The organism is Frigoribacterium sp. PhB160 (assembly GCF_003751785.1).
In the GTDB taxonomy this organism is placed as follows: Bacteria; Actinomycetota; Actinomycetes; order Actinomycetales; family Microbacteriaceae; genus Frigoribacterium.
In genome coordinates this window covers 500,674-518,446 of the sequence record NZ_RKIE01000003.1, presented here as the reverse complement: position 1 = coordinate 518,446, position 17,773 = coordinate 500,674, and the positions used below count along the sequence as shown (strand labels likewise).

At 74.5% G+C, this 17,773-nt stretch carries 16 protein-coding genes; 7 read left to right on the top strand and 9 right to left on the bottom strand.

Translation table 11 applies throughout. The features are described from left to right. Positions 1–5: 5 nt before the first annotated feature. From EDF38_RS15445 to EDF38_RS15435, 3 genes are all read left to right on the top strand, one after another. Positions 6–2,135, top strand: a complete 2,130-nt coding sequence (locus EDF38_RS15445) for a serine hydrolase (RefSeq protein ID WP_123356909.1) — start codon at positions 6–8, stop codon at positions 2,133–2,135. 101 nt (positions 2,136–2,236) lie between these two features. Then, on the top strand, positions 2,237–3,610 hold the full coding sequence (locus tag EDF38_RS15440) for a histidine kinase (protein ID WP_233572495.1): 1,374 nt from the start codon (positions 2,237–2,239) through the stop codon (positions 3,608–3,610). Next, on the top strand, positions 3,607–4,308 hold the full coding sequence (locus tag EDF38_RS15435; RefSeq protein WP_123356905.1) for a response regulator transcription factor: 702 nt from the start codon (positions 3,607–3,609) through the stop codon (positions 4,306–4,308). The genes EDF38_RS15440 and EDF38_RS15435 overlap by 4 nt, the downstream gene beginning before the upstream one ends. Before the next feature lie 34 nt (positions 4,309–4,342). Here EDF38_RS15435 and EDF38_RS15430 read toward each other — a convergent pair whose 3' ends face one another. Together EDF38_RS15430 and EDF38_RS15425 are read right to left on the bottom strand one after the other, a co-directional pair. Continuing rightward, positions 4,343–5,581, bottom strand: a complete 1,239-nt coding sequence (locus EDF38_RS15430) for an ATP-binding protein (protein WP_123356903.1) — start codon at positions 5,579–5,581, stop codon at positions 4,343–4,345. Between the two features lie 19 nt (positions 5,582–5,600). After that, entirely contained in the window at positions 5,601–5,849 is a 249-nt protein-coding gene (locus EDF38_RS15425) for a hypothetical protein (protein ID WP_148061517.1), read from the bottom strand. Positions 5,850–6,007: 158 nt separating this feature from the next. On the opposite strand from EDF38_RS15425, the gene EDF38_RS15420 reads away from it, so the two are divergent. Continuing rightward, positions 6,008–6,283 (top strand): hypothetical protein, encoded by a 276-nt coding sequence (locus EDF38_RS15420; protein ID WP_123356900.1) that lies wholly within the window; start codon positions 6,008–6,010, stop codon positions 6,281–6,283. 25 nt (positions 6,284–6,308) lie between these two features. On the opposite strand, the gene EDF38_RS15415 is transcribed toward EDF38_RS15420, so the two are convergent. Continuing rightward, on the bottom strand, positions 6,309–7,028 hold the full coding sequence (locus tag EDF38_RS15415; protein WP_123356898.1) for a response regulator: 720 nt from the start codon (positions 7,026–7,028) through the stop codon (positions 6,309–6,311). Continuing rightward, positions 7,025–8,929, bottom strand: a complete 1,905-nt coding sequence (locus EDF38_RS15410; RefSeq protein WP_233572494.1) for a sensor histidine kinase — start codon at positions 8,927–8,929, stop codon at positions 7,025–7,027. The genes EDF38_RS15415 and EDF38_RS15410 overlap by 4 nt, the downstream gene beginning before the upstream one ends. A 311-nt stretch (positions 8,930–9,240) precedes the next feature. Between EDF38_RS15410 and EDF38_RS15405 the strand changes: the two genes are divergently transcribed. Beyond that, positions 9,241–10,770: a CitMHS family transporter gene (locus EDF38_RS15405; RefSeq protein WP_123356896.1), complete on the top strand. Its 1,530-nt coding sequence runs from the start codon at positions 9,241–9,243 to the stop codon at positions 10,768–10,770. Between the two features lie 285 nt (positions 10,771–11,055). Here the strand turns inward: EDF38_RS15405 and EDF38_RS15995 are convergent, their stop codons facing one another. From EDF38_RS15995 to EDF38_RS15385, 5 genes are all read right to left on the bottom strand, one after another. After that, positions 11,056–11,415 (bottom strand): hypothetical protein, encoded by a 360-nt coding sequence (locus tag EDF38_RS15995; RefSeq protein WP_158613403.1) that lies wholly within the window; start codon positions 11,413–11,415, stop codon positions 11,056–11,058. After that, the gene (gene fliS, locus EDF38_RS15400) at positions 11,405–11,998 is read right to left on the bottom strand and encodes a flagellar export chaperone FliS (protein WP_123356894.1); all 594 of its coding nucleotides are present in this window, start codon (positions 11,996–11,998) and stop codon (positions 11,405–11,407) included. The genes EDF38_RS15995 and fliS overlap by 11 nt, the downstream gene beginning before the upstream one ends. A 4-nt stretch (positions 11,999–12,002) precedes the next feature. Then, positions 12,003–13,394 (bottom strand): flagellar filament capping protein FliD, encoded by a 1,392-nt coding sequence (gene fliD, locus EDF38_RS15395; protein WP_123356892.1) that lies wholly within the window; start codon positions 13,392–13,394, stop codon positions 12,003–12,005. A gap of 170 nt (positions 13,395–13,564) precedes the next feature. Further along, positions 13,565–14,389 carry a flagellin gene (locus tag EDF38_RS15390; RefSeq protein ID WP_123356890.1) on the bottom strand — a complete coding sequence of 275 codons (825 nt, stop codon included), beginning with the start codon at positions 14,387–14,389 and terminating at the stop codon, positions 13,565–13,567. 115 nt (positions 14,390–14,504) lie between these two features. Beyond that, the gene (locus tag EDF38_RS15385) at positions 14,505–15,326 is read right to left on the bottom strand and encodes a sigma-70 family RNA polymerase sigma factor (RefSeq protein ID WP_123356888.1); all 822 of its coding nucleotides are present in this window, start codon (positions 15,324–15,326) and stop codon (positions 14,505–14,507) included. Positions 15,327–15,801: 475 nt separating this feature from the next. On the opposite strand from EDF38_RS15385, the gene EDF38_RS15380 reads away from it, so the two are divergent. Together EDF38_RS15380 and flgK are read left to right on the top strand one after the other, a co-directional pair. Continuing rightward, positions 15,802–16,332 (top strand): flagellar protein FlgN, encoded by a 531-nt coding sequence (locus tag EDF38_RS15380; RefSeq protein ID WP_123356886.1) that lies wholly within the window; start codon positions 15,802–15,804, stop codon positions 16,330–16,332. A gap of 1 nt (position 16,333) precedes the next feature. Continuing rightward, positions 16,334–17,770 carry a flagellar hook-associated protein FlgK gene (flgK, locus tag EDF38_RS15375; protein WP_123356884.1) on the top strand — a complete coding sequence of 479 codons (1,437 nt, stop codon included), beginning with the start codon at positions 16,334–16,336 and terminating at the stop codon, positions 17,768–17,770. Positions 17,771–17,773 lie beyond the last annotated feature (3 nt).

The following is a 17,773-nucleotide window of genomic DNA, read 5'->3' as shown; positions in this document are numbered from 1 at the left end:
GAGGCATGACATCGACACCTCCGACCATCCCCCCGGCGACGCGGCCCCGCGCCCGCCGCCTCCTTCCCCGCCTCGCCGCCGCCGCGGCCGTCGTCGCCCTCGCCGTGCCGCTCGCCGCCTGCTCGACCGGTGCCGCCGCGAGCGCGACCGGCACCGCGCCGGACGCGACCGGCGCGGCTGCCGAGCCCGCGCCTCCGGCCGGCCCCCACCGCCAGCCCGGCGGACGCGACCTGACCAAGGACGACGTCGACGCCTGGCTCGACGGCGCCGTCGGTTCGGCGCTGCCGACGACGGGCATCCCCGGCGCGACGGTCTCGGTCGTCGCCGACGGCCAGCTGCTCACCGCCCGCGGCTACGGGCTCGCCGACACCGGCACCGGCACCGAGGACTCTCCGGCACGGGCGGTCGACCCCGACGACACGCTCTTCCGCATCGGCTCGGTGTCGAAGGTCGTCTCGGCGACGGCGATCATGCAGCTCGTCGAGGCGGGCGAGCTCGACCTCGACGCCGACGTGCAGCAGTACCTCGACTTCGACCTCGACACCCCGAAGGGCGCGATCACGCTCCGCCACCTGCTCACCCACACCGCCGGGTTCGAGGAGGTCATCGCCGGCCTCATCGGCACCCCCGGCAGCGAGCGGACGCTGCGCGAGGCCGTGACGACCGCCCCGCCCGCGCAGGTCTACGCGCCCGGCACGACGCCCGCCTACTCGAACTACGGCGCCACGCTCGCGGGCTACGTCGCCGAGCGGGTGAGCGGCGAGCCGTTCGCCGAGCTCCTGCAAGAGGAGGTCTTCGACCGCGCCGGCATGACCTCGTCGTCGTTCGCGCAGCCGCTGCCCGACGACCTCGACGCGCGCCTCGCGACCGGCTACCCCGACGACTCGAAGCCGTCCGTGCCGACCGAGGTCGTCAACGCGGCCCCGGCCGGCGCGATGTCGGCGACGGCGACCGACATGGCGCGCTTCATGCTCGCCCACCTCGGCGACCTGCCCGACGACCAGGCGCTGCTCGAGCCGGCGACCCTCGCCGAGATGCACCGGCCCGCGCTCGGCGCCGACCAGCTCGGCACCCTCGCCGTCGGCCAGCGCATGGACCTCGGCTTCTTCGACGACAGCACCCCCGACCTCGCGGCCTTCGGCCACGACGGCGACACGCAGGTCTTCCACAGCGCGATGCGGATGTTCCCCGACGCCGACGCGGGCATCTTCGTGTCGTTCAACGGCTCGGGACGCGCCGCGACCGACACCCTCGAGCTGCGCACCGCGGTGCTGCAGGGCTTCGCCGACCGGTACCTGCGGGACGACGCCGGTGCCGACGCCACGTCCGACGACTCGTCAGGAGGCGCGGATCGCCCCGACGGCGCCGCCGCGGCCGCCGCGATGGCCGGCGTCTACACCTCCTCCCGCTCGCCGGTCACGAACCCCGGCGCGCTCCTCGCGCTGAGCGGGCAGACGACCATCGTCCCGCGCACGGACGGCACCATCGCCGTCACCCCGAAGCCGCTCGGCGTCACCACCGGCGTCTACGAGCTGGTCGACGACCACCTGTGGCGCGAGGTGGGCGGCGACGCCCTGCTCGCCTCGCGGGTCGACGGCGAGGGGCCGGACGCGACCGTCTCGGCGGTCTCGTGGGGCGCCTCCTTCACGATGCTGCGGGCGCAGCCCTGGCAGGTCGCCTCGGTCGCCCTGCCGTCGGTGATCGCGGCCGTCGTCGTGCTGCTCGTCTCGGTGGTCGCGTGGCCGACCGCCGCCCTCGTCGGCCTCGGCCGCCGCACGGGTCGCCGCGACCTCGTCGCCGCCCGTCGCGGCGAGACCGGACCTCGCCGTCGGGCGCTGCTCCTCTCACGGATCGGTCAGGCGGCGACGCTGCTCGCCCTCGCCGGGTGGGGCGTCGTGGCCGGGCAGGCCATGGCGTTCCAGGACGTGTCGGCGGTGTCGCTGCGCGTGCTGCAGGCCGTCCAGCTCGTCGGCGTGGTCGCGATCGTGCCCGCCGCCGTCGCCGCCGTACAGGCCGTGCGGGAGCACCGCGGCTGGGCGTCCGTGACCGGACGCGTGCTCGTCGTCGTGGCGCTCGTCGTGCTGGCCGCGTTCGCGGTGGCGTGGCGCCTGCTCTCCCCGAGCGTGAGCTTCTGATGCGCGGGCCCCTCCTCCCCGGGCGCGGTCGCCCGGCCCGGCGTCCCCAGGGCGAGACCGACGGTCGCGACGACGTCGGGGGGACCTGGCATGCTCGGGACGTGACCGACTCCTCCGCGCCCCTCCGCCCTGCCGCGTCGGCGCGGGCCGCGTCGGCCGCGTCGGCTGCGCCGGCTGCGTCGTCGCGGCACGAGGGGACGGGGCCGGGCTTCGCGGCGGCCCGTCGGCTGCTGGCCGGCGTCGGCGTCCGCACGCCGTCCGGCCGCGACGTCGTGCTCGCCGCGGTCTGGACGGTGGTCACCGTCGCGCTGCTCGGCGCACTGGTCGGCATGGGCGAGTTCTACGGGGCGTTCCGCTCCATCCCCGACGCGCAGACCACGGTCGTGCTCGTGCTCGCAGTGGTGCAGTGCCTGCCGCTCGCCCTGCGGCGGCGCTGGCCGGTCGCAACGCTGCTGGCGATCAGCGTGGTGCAGGCCTGCCTGCTCGCCGTGCTGCCCAGCGGCCTGGCGATCTGGACGGCCGCCCCGGTCGTCGCCGCGTACACCGTCGGCACGCTGCTCTCGACGCGGTCCGCCGTCGGGGTCCTGCTGCTCGCGGTCGGCGTCGAGACCGTCGGCGCCGTGCTCGGCGCGACGGCGGTCGTGAAGCAGCTGCTCGGCGCCGACGCGGGCCCGCAGCCGCTCGGCTCGGCGGTCGAGGCGCTGGCGCTGGTGGCGACGGCGGTCCTCGTGAACGGCATCAGCGCCTCCGTCGGGTCGTGGGTGGCGCTGCGGCGTCGGCACGACAGCGAGACCCGGCTGCGCGCGACCGAGTCGGTCGAGCACCAGGCGACGCTGACCCGGTCGGCCGTCGCGGCGGAGCGCACCCGCATGGCCCGCGAGCTGCACGACATCGCGGCGCACCACCTCACCGGGCTCGTCGTGCAGGCGGGCGCCGCCGAGCGCCTCGTCGACGTCGACCCCGAGCGCGCGAAGGAGTCGCTGCGCAGCGTCCGCTCGCAGGGCCGCGAGACGCTCGACTCGCTGCGGTCGATCGTCGGCATCCTGCGCGAGACCGGCGACGACGCCACCGGGACGGCCCCGGTGCCGGGGCTCCGCGACGTGGGCGAGCTGGTGGCGGCGGTCCGCGCCACGGGCGCCGTCGTCGACGAGCGATCCGAGGGCGAGCTGCCCGTGCTGGCCCCGCTCGCCGACGTGACCGCCTACCGCACCGTGCAGGAGGCGCTGGCGAACGCCCGCCGCCACGCTCCCGACGCCCCCGTGCTGCTGACCACGGCGTCGCGGCCCGGCCGCTTCGCCGTCACCGTCGAGAACGACGTGCCGCCGGTGCCGGTCAGCTCGGCGCCCGCCGGGTACGGGCTGGTCGGCATGCGCGAGCGCGCGGCGCTCGTCGGCGGGCTGCTCGAGGCCGGGCCGACCGGGTCGGGCACCTGGCGCGTGCTGCTCGAGCTGCCGACCGAGGGGGGCGCCGCGTGATCCGCGTGGTGCTCGTCGACGACCAGTCGATCGTGCGGGCCGGGTTCCGCATCGTGCTCGAGACGGCGGGCGGCATCGAGGTCGTCGGCGAGGCCGCCGGCGGGCGCGAGGGCGTGGAGGTCGTGCGGCGCACGCGGCCCGACGTCGTCGTCATGGACGTGCGGATGCCCGGCGGCGACGGCATCGAGGCGACGCGGGCGATCACGAGCGCGGGGCTGACGGCGCGCGGGGCCGGTGACGAGGCGGGCGGCGGGTCCGACGGCGATGCTCGTCGGGGCCCTGCCGTGCTCGTCGCGACGACGTTCGACCTCGACGAGTACGTGTTCGGGGCGCTCGAGGCCGGGGCGAGCGGCTTCGTGCTCAAGGACGCCGAGCCCGACGAGTTCGTCGCCGCGGTGCGCGCGCTCGCCTCGGGGCGCGCGGCCATCGACGGGGCGACGACCCGACGCGTCATCGCCGAGTTCACCCGGCGCAAGGCGGCGACGGCGGGCGGGGTGCCGGTCGACGTGCTGACGCCCCGCGAGCAGGAGATCGTCCGCCTGCTCGGCGAGGGCCTGTCGAACGACGAGATCGGCGAGCGCCTCGTGATCGAGACGAGCACCGTGAAGTCGCACCTGACCCGGGTCATGACGAAGCTCGACACTCGCGACCGCCTGCAGACCGTGGTCTGGGGCTACCGGTCGGGGCTGCTGAGCTGACCCGCCCGACTCGTGACCAGCGGGTCCGCCCGGGTCAGTCGACGCGAGGCCAGTCCGTCGTCAGGTAGGCCTCGACCGCTCGGTTTCGGAAGGTGTAGGGCCTGCCCCGGCTGATGATGCCCCGCACCGTGTCGAGCCGCTGCGAGGAGGGCCCGAGCTGGGTCGCCGTCATGCCCATCTCCTGGGCGATGCGGGTGAGCTGTCGGTCCGCGGACGGCAGGGCGGCCATCGCCGCCAGCACGTCGTGTTCGCGCGAGGGGAGCCGACCCAGGATGCGCTCGACGTGCGCCGACGCCTCCCGCTCCGCCACGCGCCAGCCTGCCAGCACCTCCTCCTCGGTGATGACCGGTGCGGTACCGGCGTTCCAGGCGCGCTGGCCGACGAGCTGGAAGAGGAAGGGCTCGCCGCAGCAGAGGGCCACGATCGCCCGGGCCGCCTCCGGCGTCATGCGCACGGCGTCGAGGCCACCGTGCCCGTCGGCGGTCTCCCACCCCTGGATGGCGAACGGCTGCAGGGCCGCGAGGAGGTCCCCCTCCTCGAGGGCGGTCAGCGTGACCGTGCGGAACCGCCGTGCGAAGGTCGCGCCCTTCCGGGCCCCGGCCATGTCCTCGAAGTCGGGCAGCCCCGTGAGGTAGACGGCGATCGGCAGGTACCGCGGCACGGTGCCCCCGCCCGGCAGCTCGACGTCGACCTCGTGCGAGAGGGCGTCGCCGAGGGCGATGAGGAGCTGCGAGAGCGCGGCGTCGTCCGTGATGTTCTGCACCTCGTCGACGTGGATCACGACCACCACGTCCTGCGCGATCGCGGCCTGGCCCAGCTCGACGAGGAGGTCGAAGAGCGCGGTGAAGGGCTCAGGACCCTCGGCGCCGTCCGAGCCCCGCAGGGTCAGGGAGAAACCGGAGACGGCGATCTGCTCCACCCGCGCCAGGAGAGCGAGCACCCGTTGCTGCCCGGAGGCGCGGAGCCCGGCCCGATCGGCCAGCAGGAGCACCGCCGAGGCGACGAGCTTCAACGGGTCGGCACCCGACGGTATCCGCAGCTGCGGGGTCACCCAGTCACCGGCCTCGGCGGCCTCGCGCGCGATGCGACGCACCAGGCTCGACTTCCCGGTGCCCGGCTCGCCCAGGATCGTGCGCCCGGTCTCGTACAGGCCGGCCCGGCGGCGAGGCCGGAGCACCTCGCGCCAGTCGCTCATCTGTTCTGATCGGCCCGCCCAGACATCGGGGACGATGTCGGAACCGGGCTGGAACGGGTTCGAGAGGGGCGACCGCATGGCGATAAATTTATCAGATTCACCCGGACTCCTTGATAAATTTATCGGCGACGGCCCGCCCCGCCACGACCACGACCCCGGACCCGACGAGCGCCACCAGCAGGGACAGGCCCGCGACGTCGACCGCGAGCCACACGAGCACGCCGCCGACCAGCACCATCACGACGTTCGTGACGACGTCGCGCCAGGGCAGCCAGCGCTGCGGCTCCTCCACGTACGCGTGAGCGTCGACGGGCGCGGCGGCGGGCAGCTCGGGGTCACGGGTCATGCGCCCACTCTGCCTCACCGCCCTCCAGTCCGGGGGGCGGCGGACCACCCGATCGTGACGGGGACCTCGACGCGGCAGCTGACAGGTCGGTGGATGCCCCTTGAGGGGTCGCCGGGCCCGACGTACCGTGGAGGGGTCGACGACGGCGAGGGGGCCTCATGACCGACAAGGCGAACGACACCGGTGACCAGGGTCGCCTGCGACTGCAGTGGCCGACCTTTCGCGGCTCGGCCGTCGGGTGGGGGATCCTCGCGGTCAGCCAGCTGCTGTTCATCGCCGCGGTGGTGCTGAACGTCGTCGAGTCGGGCGAGGGGTGGACCGTCGTCGACGCGCTGCTGATCGTCGCGTCCGTCGTCGTCGCGGCGGTCTTCGTGACGGGGACGGTGGCGACGATCCGGCGTCCTCGACCCGCGCCTCCGGCGGTCGACCGGTAGCCGAGGCCCGCGGGCCGCGCTCGGGTCAGGCCCGCAGGTAGCGGTGCTCAGGGCGACCCGTCGTGCCGTAGCGCAGCTGCATCGTGAGGTGGCCGTCGCCCGCGAGCGTCGCCAGGTAGCGCTGCGCGGTGGCCCGGCTCACGCCGACGCGGTCGGCCACGTCGGCGGCCGAGAGCTCCTCGGGCGAGGCGACCACCGCCTCCAGCACGGCCTGTTCCGTCGCCGAGCGCGAGCGGGACGAGGAGGCGCGGGCGTCTCCCGAGTGGAGGATGCGCTGGGCGCGCTCCAGCGCCTCCTGGTCGACCCCGGCCCGGTCGTCGAGCACGTGCCGGAACCGCAGGTAGGCCCGGAGGCGCTCGTCGAGCAGGTCGGCCGCGAACGGCTTGATCAGGTAGCCGAGCGCGCCCCGGCGGAGCGCCGACCGCACGGTCGCCGGGTCGGACGCCGCGCTGAGGACGAACGCGTCGACGTCGAGCTCGCGCAGCAGGTCGAGCCCGCTGCCGTCGGGCAGGTAGAGGTCGAGCAGTACGAGGTCGACCCCGCCGCGGGCGACGACGCGGCGCGCCTCGGCGGCCGTCCCGACCGAGGGCAGGGCCGTGAGACCGGGCTGCGCCTCGACCCGGGCCCGGTGCACGTCGGCCACGTAGAAGTCGTCGTCGACGACGAGCACGGCGAGTGGGGCGGCGGCCTGCGGGGTCGCGGGCGGCGGGGCGACGTGCGGGGTCGCGGGCTGCGGGGTCGTCATGCGGGGCCTCCGGGGCGGGCGGGTGCGGACAGGGCAGGTGCGGGCGCGGCCGGGGCGGCGGGCGCGGCCGGGGCCTCGGCGGGCGCCACGGCTCCGGCCAGGCGCGCGCAGAACACGGCCCCGTGGCCGTCGCCGCCGGGCGAGCCGAGCCAGACGTCGCCGCCGTGACGCCGCGCCGTGTCGCGGGACAGGGGCAGGCCGAAGCCGAGGCCGTGGGCGCGGTCGGGGTCCGCGCCTCCGGCCGGGTCGTCGGCGAGGGCCGGGCGACGCTCGAAGACTCCCGCGGGGTCGGCCACGCCGTCGCCGGAGTCCATCACCGAGAGGTGCAGGTCGGTGCCGTCGTCGAGCACCTCGACCTCGACCCAGGCGGGCGTGACGCCGCCCGCGACCGCCGCGGCGACCGCGTTGTCGACGAGGTTGCCGAGCACCGTCGTCACGTCGCCCGGCTCGACGACCGTGCCCTGCACGAGCGTCTCGGGGCCGAGCTGCAGCAGCACGCCGCGCTCGGCCGCCTCCACCCCCTTCGCGCCGAGGAACGCCTGCAGGTAGGGCTCGGTCAGCCGGTCGGCGTGCTTCACCGGGTAGCGCAGCGGCCCGTGCTCGAGCACGTCGGCGAGGTAGCGCTGGGCCTGCTCGGTGCGGCCGATCTCGAGCAGCCCCGACACGGCGTGCAGGCGGTTCGCGAACTCGTGCCGCTGCGCCCGGAGCGCCGTCGTCATCGCCCCGACCGCGTCGAGCCGCCGCGTGAGGGCCTCGACGGCGGTGCGGTCGCGCACGACGGCGACCCGGCCGAGGTCGACGCCCTCGCGGCTGACCGGGCGCACGTCGACGAGCAGCACGTGGCGGCCGTGCACGAGGGTGACGGTCGAGCTCGGGGCCGGGGTCGCGGGCGGCGTCGGGGCGGCGGTCGAGGTCGAGGTCGGGGTGGCGGTCGAGGTCGGGGCGGCCCGGGTGCCCGCGGCGGCGCGGTCGCGGGTCAGCAGCTCGACGAGCTCGGGGGGCAGGCCCAGGTCGTGCGGGAGGCGCCCCACGGCCTCGCCCACGCCCAGCAGCTCGGCCGCCTGCTCGTTGCACACGCTCACGCGGCCGTCGCTCCCGACCGCGAGCACCCCCTCGCCCACCCCGCCGAGCACGGCCTGCTGGTTCTGCACGAGCGTCGCGAGGTCGTCGGGCTGCAGGCCGAGGGTGAGGCGGTCGAGCCGCCTCCGCACGAGCATCGAGGCGCCGGTGCCGAGCGCGAGGGCGAGCAGCGCGACGCCGACGACGGGCACGCTGTCGCGCAGCAGCGTGTCGTAGACGCGGGCCGGGGCGAAGCCGACGCTGACCTCGCCGACGACGCCGGCCCGGTCGCCGACGGCCACGTCGGGCGCGTAGACCGGCACCTTCGCGCGGGCGGAGTCGCCGAGGGTGCCGCGCTCCCACGCGACGGTCTCCTCGCCGCGCAGCGCCGCGTCGGGGCTCGTGCTCACCCGCTCGCCGATCCGCTCGGCGTCGGGGTGCGCGAGGCGGATGCCGCGGTCGTCGGTCACGACGACGAAGAGCGCCCCGGTGCGCTGCTGCACCGAGGCGGAGGTGAGCTGCAGGGGGCCGTCGGCCAGCGCCTCCTCGTCGATCTCGGTCCCGTCGACGCTGAGCCGCGCGACCTCGGAGCGCACGTCGGCGTCGGCCGCCACGCTCTGCGCCACGGCGAGCGCCGTCGCCTCGGCCTCGTGCCCGAGCCGCTGCACGGCGATGCCCGCGAACACGGCGCTCGTCAGCAGGACCACGGCGGTGACGACGGCGAGCTGCAGCAGGAGCACCTCGGTCGCGAAGCGGCGAGGGCGGCGCGGGCGGCGTCGGGCTCGCAGGCGGTGCGGGGCGCTCGGGCGGCGGGCCCGTCGCGGTGAGCTGTCGTCGGTCACGCGCGTCAGCGTAGCCGCGGGGCTCGGGGGTGCCGAGAACGAGAGGTCTGCGGCCTGCCGGGCCGTGAGGCCGCGGCGGTCGGGGCCGCCCGCGCCCTATCCCGCGCGAATCCGGCACCGGGGTCGGGCGCTGGGGCGGTGCGGGCGGCGGGGGCGTGGGGCAGCGGGCCAGCGACGAGGAGGCGCGTGAGCAGAACGCGCAGAACGTCGCGAACGCGCTCAAGCAGGACGCGCCTCCGGCCTGCCGTTAGCGTTCCCGGACGCGCACCGCCGCGCCCGCACCACCACGCACACCGGACGAAGGAGTCCCGATGCTGATCCTGCTCGGCTACTTGATGATCCTCACCTTCATGGTGCTGATCATGACCAAGCGGCTCTCGCCGATGCTCGCGCTGATCATGGTGCCGACGATCTTCGGGCTCTTCGCCGGCGCCGGGCTCGGCATCGGCGACATGGTCATCGAGGCGGTCGGCGACCTCGCCCCCACGGCCGCGCTGCTCATGTTCGCGATCATGTACTTCGGCCTCATGATCGACGTCGGGCTGTTCGACCCGCTGGTGCGGTTCATCCTGCGCGTGACCGGCAACGACCCCGCGAAGATCGTGCTCGGGACGGCCCTCCTCGCCGGGGCCGTCTCCCTCGACGGCGACGGCTCGACGACCTTCATCGTCACCACCGCGGCGATGCTGCCGATCTACCTGCGCCTCGGCATGAGCCCGGTCGTGCTCACCTGCGTCGCCGGGCTCATCAACGGCACGCTCAACATCGTCCCGTGGGGCGGCCCGACCGTCCGCGCCGCCGCCGCGCTCAACGTGTCGCCGTCGTCGATCTTCGTGCCGCTCGTGCCGTCGCTCGTCGCCGGCCTCGTCGTCGCGTTCGCGTTCGCCTGGCTCATGGGACTCCGCGAGCGCCGTCGTCTCGGCGGCAGCGTCTCGCTCGACACCGCGGCCGTCGCCGTGCCGCTGTCGAAGGCGATGGCCAACGCCGGCTCCGGCGTGGCCGAGGGCCGCGGCGTCTCGATGTTCACCAGCCCCACCGTGGCGCTCGGGCTGCGCGGAGGCCGGGCCGACGGATCGAGGGCGGACGCACCGGGGGTGACGGCGGTGGACAACCCGACCCGCGCCTCCTCGTCGGGGATCGGCGGAGCGGGCGACGCCAACGGTGCGCTCGGCGGGTCGGGGACGATGGCCGACACCATGCTCGACCCGATGCGCGAGACGCTGCGGCCGCGGATGATCTGGTTCAACCTCGTGCTCACGGTCGCCGTGATGGTGCTGCTCGTGCTCGACCTGTTCCCGCTCGCGTACGTGTTCATGGTGGGGTCGGCGGTGGCGCTGCTCGTGAACTTCCCCAAGGTGAAGCAGCAGCAGGCCGAGATCGTCGCCCATGCCCCGAGCATCGTCGGCGTCGTGTCGATGGTGTTCGCCGCCGCCGTGCTGATCGGCGTGCTGAACGGCACCGGCATGGTCGACGCGATGGCGCAGTGGCTCGTCGCCGTGATCCCCGACGCGATGGGGCCGTACCTGGCCGCCATCACCGGCGTGCTGAGCCTGCCGCTCACCTTCTTCATGAGCAACGACGCGTTCTACTTCGGCATCCTGCCCGTGCTCGCCGAGAGCGCCTCGGCCTTCGGCATCGAGCCCGTCGAGATGGCCCGCGCCTCGGTCATCGGGCAGCCGGTGCACCTGCAGAGCCCGCTGGTGCCGGCGATCCTGCTGCTCGTCAGCCTCGCCAACGTCAACCTCGGCGACCACCACAAGAAGGTGCTGTGGCGGGCCGCGGTGGTCAGCCTCGTGATGCTGGCGGTGGCGATCGTCGTCGGGGTGATCCCGTGGGGGTAGGTGCGGCGTAGGCGGGGCCGCGGACGCGGCCGCGGCCGCGGCCGGCTGCTCGGAACCCCGTTCCGGTCGAAGAACCCCGTTCCTTCGAGGTTCTTTGACCGGAACGGGGTTCTTCGCCGTGCGGGGCGTCACGGCCCGGTGGCCGGTGCTGGCCTTGCTTCTCGAGCACGGCGTCGCCCCGCGATGACCTGCGTTCCGAACCATGAACCGCGAAGCTTCGCGGTTCATCGATCGGAACGCAGTTCGCGGCGACGCGAGCACCGGCCGGGCCCGGCAGGGCCCGGCTCAGCCGGTCGCGTCGAGGTACACCGGCCGCTCGGGCTGGTGCGACGCCTCGACCGTGCGCACGACGCCGAGGTGCCGCAGCACCGCGGCCTTCGCCGCCTCGAGCCGGGCGAGCGCGCCGCGCTGCACGTCGACGACGGCGGCGGCCCGCTCCGCGAGGTCGGCGGGCAGCGGCCCCAGGTCGCGCGGCGGCTGCCACAGCGGCCGCGCCGACCCGGCACCAGCAGCACCAGCCCCAGCGCCAGCAGCACCAGCACCAGCCCCGGCCCCCTCGACCCCGACCGGCTCCGCCGCCAGCTGCTCGAGCTCCTCGAGCGCGGCGACCCAGGCGGCGTGCGTGCGGTCGGTCCTAGGCGACACCGAGCGCTCCCCCGAACGACGACGAGGAGGCGTTGGTCGCCCCGTACCCGGAGGTCGCGCCCCCGAACGCCGCGGCCCCCGCCGGCACCTGTGCGCCGGCACCGGGCACGGCCGCACCCGGGACGGCCGGGGCGGGGAGGCCGGAGCCGGCCGCGCCTCCGGCCTGGAGCGACGCGGCGGCCTCGTGCCAGGCGTCGCGCAGCGGGGCGAGCAGCCCGGCGACCTCGCGGGTCAGCGCGACGTCGCGCTGCACGTTGGCGTTGATGAGCGCGGTCGACGTGTACGTATACAGCGCGAAGAGCCCCTCGCCGCCGTCCCAGACGTCGACCTTGAGCGACGACGACAGCTCGGCGATGATCGCCTGCGCGTGCAGCAGCTGCTCGCCGGCGGTGGTCCAGTCGCTGATCACCTGCGCCTGCTCGGCGCGGGCGAGGTCGAGCATGAGGCGGTCGTAGAGCATCGTGACGAGCTGCACGGGCGTCGCCGAGAGCACGGCCTGCTCGTTGTAGGCGGCGCGCTGCTTCTGCGCGACGGCCGCGGGGCGGGAGGTGGCGGCGAAGGCCGCGAAGGAGGTGGCGTCCATGGGGTCAGCTGCTCGTCGAGAGGCTCGAGAGCTGGCTCGTCAACCAGCTCTGCTGCGACTGCAGCGAGCTGAGGGCCGTCTCGAGGGCGGAGTACGTCTTCTGGAGCTGGGCGCGACGCGACGAGAGCCGGTCGTCCCAGACCGAGACCTGGTCGTTGAGGTCCTTGACCAGCGACTGCTGGCCGGTGATGACCTTCGTGAGGGTGCCGTCGAACTTGTCGGAGGCGCTGCTCGCGGCGGTCGAGACGCGTCCGGCGAGCTCGGTCAGCATCGACTGCACCTTCGCGGGGTCGGCCGCCAGCGCCGTCTGGAACTTGGCGTCGTCGAACTCGAAGGTGCCCGTCTTGGTGATCGAGATGCCGATGCTCGACGGCGACGTTCCTCCGATCGGGGCGCTCATCGCCGACGACAGCCGCTGCGAGACCTCGCGGGTGGTCGAGTTGCCGGTGAAGGCCCCGCCCGTGACCGAGGTCGTCCCGGTGGCGCTCGTGCTGGTCGTGCTGGCCGAGCGCTGCGCGATCAGCGTCAGCACGCCGTTCAGGCCGGTGACGAGGTCGGAGGCGACCTTCGACGCCGCCGCGGTGTCGCGAGCGACGGTGACGGTGACGGCCTCGTCGGCCTTCGCGGTCGCCGCGAGGGTGACCGAGACGCCGGGCAGCAGGTCGCTGAAGGTGTTGCTCGCGCTGGTGACGACCTGCTCGGCCGCGGTGCCGGCCCAGAGGGTCACGGAGGCGTCGCGCGCCTCCTTGACGACGGCGGCGCCCGGCTGCGTGAGCAGGTTCACGGCCGACCCGTCGGCGACGGCCGCCGCCGTGCCGCGATGGACCTCGAAGCCGCCCTCGGCCCCGCTCGTCGCGGAGGTCAGCTGCAGGCGGTAGAGCGTGGCGCCCGAGGCGTCCTTGCCGGAGGCGACCTTGGTCGCCCGCACCCCGGCGTCCGCGGAGGCGTTGACGGCCTTCACGACGTCGTCGAGCGACGAGGAGGCGGCGGTCACCTCGGTCGTCTTCCCGCCGGCCCCCACGAAGGTGAGGGTCGCGGGGCTGTCGGGCCAGGCGGTCATCGCGGCGGTGACGCCGCTCTTCGCCTGGGCCGTCGAGCGGACCGTGAAGTCGAGCTGGCCGGGGATCGCGCCGGCCGTGGTCGCGGCCGTGACGGAGGTGCTGCTGCTCGTGGCCGTCGAGACGGCGAGCGAGTCGACCGCGGAGGCCTTCTTCGCGAGCGTCGCGAGGTCGGCCACCTTCGTGTTGAGGCCCTGGAGGGCGGTGACGAGGGTCTGGCCGACGGTGGCCTTGTTCTTGAGGATCGTCTGCGGGACGGCCTCGGACGCCATCAGCGTGTTGATCAGCGTCGTGGTGTCGAGCCCGCTGACGAGGCCGTCGATGCCGAGTGACGCCATCGGGTGCTCCTTCAGTCGGGCAAGGGGATCAGGGGCATGCAGGAAGTCGGGTGACCGGGGGCCGGGGCGCGGAGGATCAGCTGCCGCGCCCCGACCGCCGGTCGGGAACCGTGTTGCTCGAGAGCTGTCGGACCGCTGCTGGGAGCAGCGGCCCGACCTCAGCTAGCGGACTAGCGGAGGAGCGACAGGACGCTCGAGGTGCTCTGGTTCGCCTGCGCGAGCATCGCGGTGCCGGCCTGGCTGAGGACGTTCGATCGCGTGTACTTGACCATCTCCTCCGCCATGTCGACGTCGCGGATGCGCGACTGGGCCGCCGTGAGGTTCTCCTTCGCGACGTTGGTCGACGCGATGGAGTGCTCGAAGCGGTTCTGGACCGCACCCAGCTCGGAACGGGCCGAGGACACGTTCTTGATCTGGGTGTCGACCGCGGCGATCGAGGTCAGGGCAGCAGCCGAGTCGGCGAACGTCAGGGCCTTGACGGCGTCTGCGACGGCGGTGATGTCCGTCCGCGCCACCGAGATCTGGTCGGTGGTGCCGACCGAACCAGCTCCGACCTGGAAGGTCAGTGCGTCGCCGCCCTTGAGCAGGTCGATGCCGTTGAAGTTCGTCGACGAGGCGATGCGGGTCAGCTCGTCGCCGAGCGCCGTGACCTCGGTCTGGATGGCGGTGCGGGCGTCCGCGTTGTTCGAGTCGTTGCCCGACTGAACGGCGAGGTCGCGCACACGCTGGAGGATCGAGTGGACCTCCGTCAGTCCGCCTTCCGCGGTCTGGACGACCGAGATGCCGTCCTGGGCGTTGCGTGCGGCCACCGTGAGTCCGCCGACCTGCGAGCGCAGGCCCTCGGAGATCGCGAGGCCCGCCGCGTCGTCAGCGGCACGGTTGATGCGAAGACCGCTGGAGAGCTTCTCGAGGCTCTTCGACAGGTCGTTCTGCGTGGCGTTGAGGTTGCGGTAGGTGTTGTTGGCCGCGAGGTTGGTGTTGATCTGCATACCCATGGTGTTCTCCTCCGTGACTGGGTGGTGTTCGTCAGCCCGTCCGTGGGCTGACACCGGCTACTGTCGGCCGGGTCCCGGCGGTCGTTAGTCGACCGCCGGAAGTTTTCTGGGGGGCCTAGACGGCCTGGACGAAGCCGTCGGCCTGCGGCTCGCGCATGGCGCGGGCGATGCCGACGGCGGCGTTGGTCGCGACGCGCGACAGGTAGGCGCTGCGGCGGGCCGGCGCGGTCTTCGAGACCGGCACGAAGTCGGCGTGCTCGTCGTCGGCGTAGTGGGCCGCGAGGGCGTCGCGGAGCAGGCGCACGGCCTCCGTGCGCTGCTGCGACACGGCGCTGTGGGTGATGCCGAGCTCGTCGGCGATCTCGGTGACGCTGCGGTCGCCGAAGTAGACGCCCTCGACGATGAGGCGCATGCGCTCGGGCAGGGCCTCGACGGCGGCGCGGACGTAGCGGCTGCGCTCGGCGGCGAGCAGCTCCTCCCCGGGCAGCGGCACGTCGGCGGCGAGGTGGTCGGCGACGGTGTCGTCGAGGGCCGAGACGGTGCGGGCGGCGTCGGTGAGGGCGTTCGTCGCGGTCTGGCGGTCGACCCCGAGGGCACCGGCCAGCTCGTCGACCGACGGGACGCGCCCCAGGGAGGCGGTCAGCGCCTCCTGGGTGGCGAGGGTCTCCTTGATGCGCTTGCGCGTGCCGCGGCTGGCCCAGTCGCCCGAGCGCATGTCGTCGGCGAACGCGCCGACGACGCGGGTGCGGGCGTACGCGCCGAAGGGGATGCCGAGCGTCGGGTCGAAGGCGTCGGCGGCCTGGACGAGCGCGACCGCGCCGACGCTGGCCAGGTCGTCACGCGAGAGGTGCGTGGCCCGGGCGCAGACCTCGGAGACGAGGTAGCCGACGAGCGGCAGGTTCTCGACCACGAGGGCGTTGCGTTCGGTGCGGTTCATGTCGATGCTCCCAGCATGACGAGGCCCGGCGAGCGGGCGGCAGATGTTTTCCGGCGCGACGAACAGCCCTCTGATCAGGGCTCTTCCGACGAGCGGTGCGTCGGTCCGAGTGGGACGAGCGAGTCGGGTGAGCTGTGCTCTCGACCCGGCGTGTCGTTCCTCCGCCGTGCATCCACAACGCTACTGAGAACCGGTTGGCTGGATAAGTGCCCCCGTGTCCCCAGTGCGGGGGAACGGGTGTCACGTCTCCGGGGGACCCCTCCCGTACCCCCTCCCCCGACCTGGGGTGGCGAGGCACTGGCGCCCACCGGCGCCGACCCGGTAGGAGGCGCGGACCGCGTCGCGCAGGGCGGGTCGCTGCATCGAGGGCGCCCTGCTCGCTAACGCAGCCCGCGCCTCCGCCGATAGTCCTCCGTGCAGGGGACATCACCGCTCCCCCGACACCCGACGACGACACCCCACCGAGGAGACCACCATGGGCGCGAACGAGCTGTCCGCGCTGCTCTGGCGCGAACGCGAGCTGCTCGAGCTGCTCACCTTCAAGCTGGAGGAGGAGCAGCTGCTGCTCACCGCCGGCCGCACCCGCTGGGTCGACCACGCCAGCCGCGAGGTCGAGCAGGTGCTCGACCGCCTGCGCGAGGCCGGCCTGGCCCGCAGCGTCGAGGTCTCGAGCGTGGCCCAGGAGTGGGGCACCGACGAGGAGGCGCCCCTCCGCGACATCATCGCCTCGGCTCCCGCAGGCCCCTGGGGAGAGATCTTCACCGGCCACCTGCGCTCGATGACCGAGCTCACCGCCCGCATCTCGCAGCTCCGCGACGAGAACGAGCGCTTCCTCCGCGCCGCGGCCCGGGCCACCCAGGAGACCCTCGCCACGGCGGCCGACGCGGCCGCGGGCAGCATCTACGACGCGAGCGGCGCCGTGGGCGCGGGCGCCTCGGGGTCGCACGGCGGCGCTGCCGGCGTCGGCCGCGCCTCCGGCGGGCACCTCTTCGACGGGCGGCTCTGACATGGTCAGCACCTTCGGCAGCCTGAACACCGCCTACAGCGGCCTCGTCGCCGCCCGCACCGGCCTCGACGTCGTCGGCCAGAACATCGCCAACGTCAACACCGAGGGCTACACCCGCCAGCGCGTGACGACGTCGTCGATCGAGGCGCCGACCCGCGTCGGCATCTTCAGCTCGGGCGTCGTCGCCGGCCAGGGCGTCACGGTCGACGCGATCGCCCGCCTCGGCGACCAGCTCGTCGACGGCCAGGTGCGCGGCACGGCCGCCGCCGCGGGCTACCAGTCGGTGCGCGCCACCGCCCTCTCCACCCTCGAGGCGTCGCTCGGCGAGCCCAGCAAGACGGGCATCGCGAGCCAGCTCGGCAAGTTCTGGAACGCCTGGAGCGACGTCGGCAACAACCCGAGCCAGGCCGGCCCCGCGGCGACCCTGCTCGGCCAGGCCACGACCCTCGCCGGCAGCATCGCGAGCGGCTGGTCGGCGGTCGACGCCCAGTGGTCGGGCGTCCGCCAGCAGGTCGACGGCCTCGCCACGCAGCTCAACTCGGCGGCCGTGCAGGTCGCCGACCTCAACGACCGCATCCGCACCGCGCAGCAGCAGGGCGTCAGCGCCAACGAGCTCGTCGACGCCCGCTCGCGCCTCACCGAGCAGATCGCCTCGCTGGCCGGAGGCACGGTGCGCCAGGCCGCGGACGGCACGGTCGACGTCCTCATCGGCGGCAACGCCCTCGTCAGCGGCACCACTGCCCGCAGCGTCACCGTCGTCGGCGAGCACTCCATGGCGGCCGCGGCCGCCGGGGGCGACGCCGCCGTCTCGATCCGCTGGACCCACCGACCCGACGAGTCGATCGCGCTCGACGGCGGCACGCTCGCCGGGGCGGTCTCCCTGCTCGCCCCCGCGAACGCGACCGGCACGGGCGGCACCCTCGCCCAGGCGGCGGCCTCGTACGACGCCCTCGCCACGCAGCTCGCGACCCAGGTCAACGCCGTGCACTCCACGGGCGTGAAGGCCGACGGCACGGCGGGCGGCGAGTTCTTCCGCCTCACCGCCGGGGTGCCCGCGGCCCGCGGCCTCGTCGTCGTGCCGACCGACGCCGCGAGCATCGCCTCGCGGAAGGCCGGCGGCGGCGCCCTCGACGGCTCGGTCGCGCAGGCCATCTCGCAGGTCGGGGTCGGCACGGGCTCGCCCGACGCCACGTGGTCGGCCGTCGTCGCCGGCGTCGGCGCCGCGGCGGGCAGCGAGGGCGACCGCTCGACGCTCACCGACCTCGCCGCGTCGTCGGCGAAGAACCGCCAGCTCTCCGGTGCCGGGGTCAGCCTCGACGAGGAGAACGTCAACCTGCTCAGCTACCAGCACGCCTACCAGGGAGCCGCCCGCGTCATGACCGCGATCGACGAGATGCTCGACACCCTCATCAACGGCATGGGCCGGGTCGGGAGGTAGCCG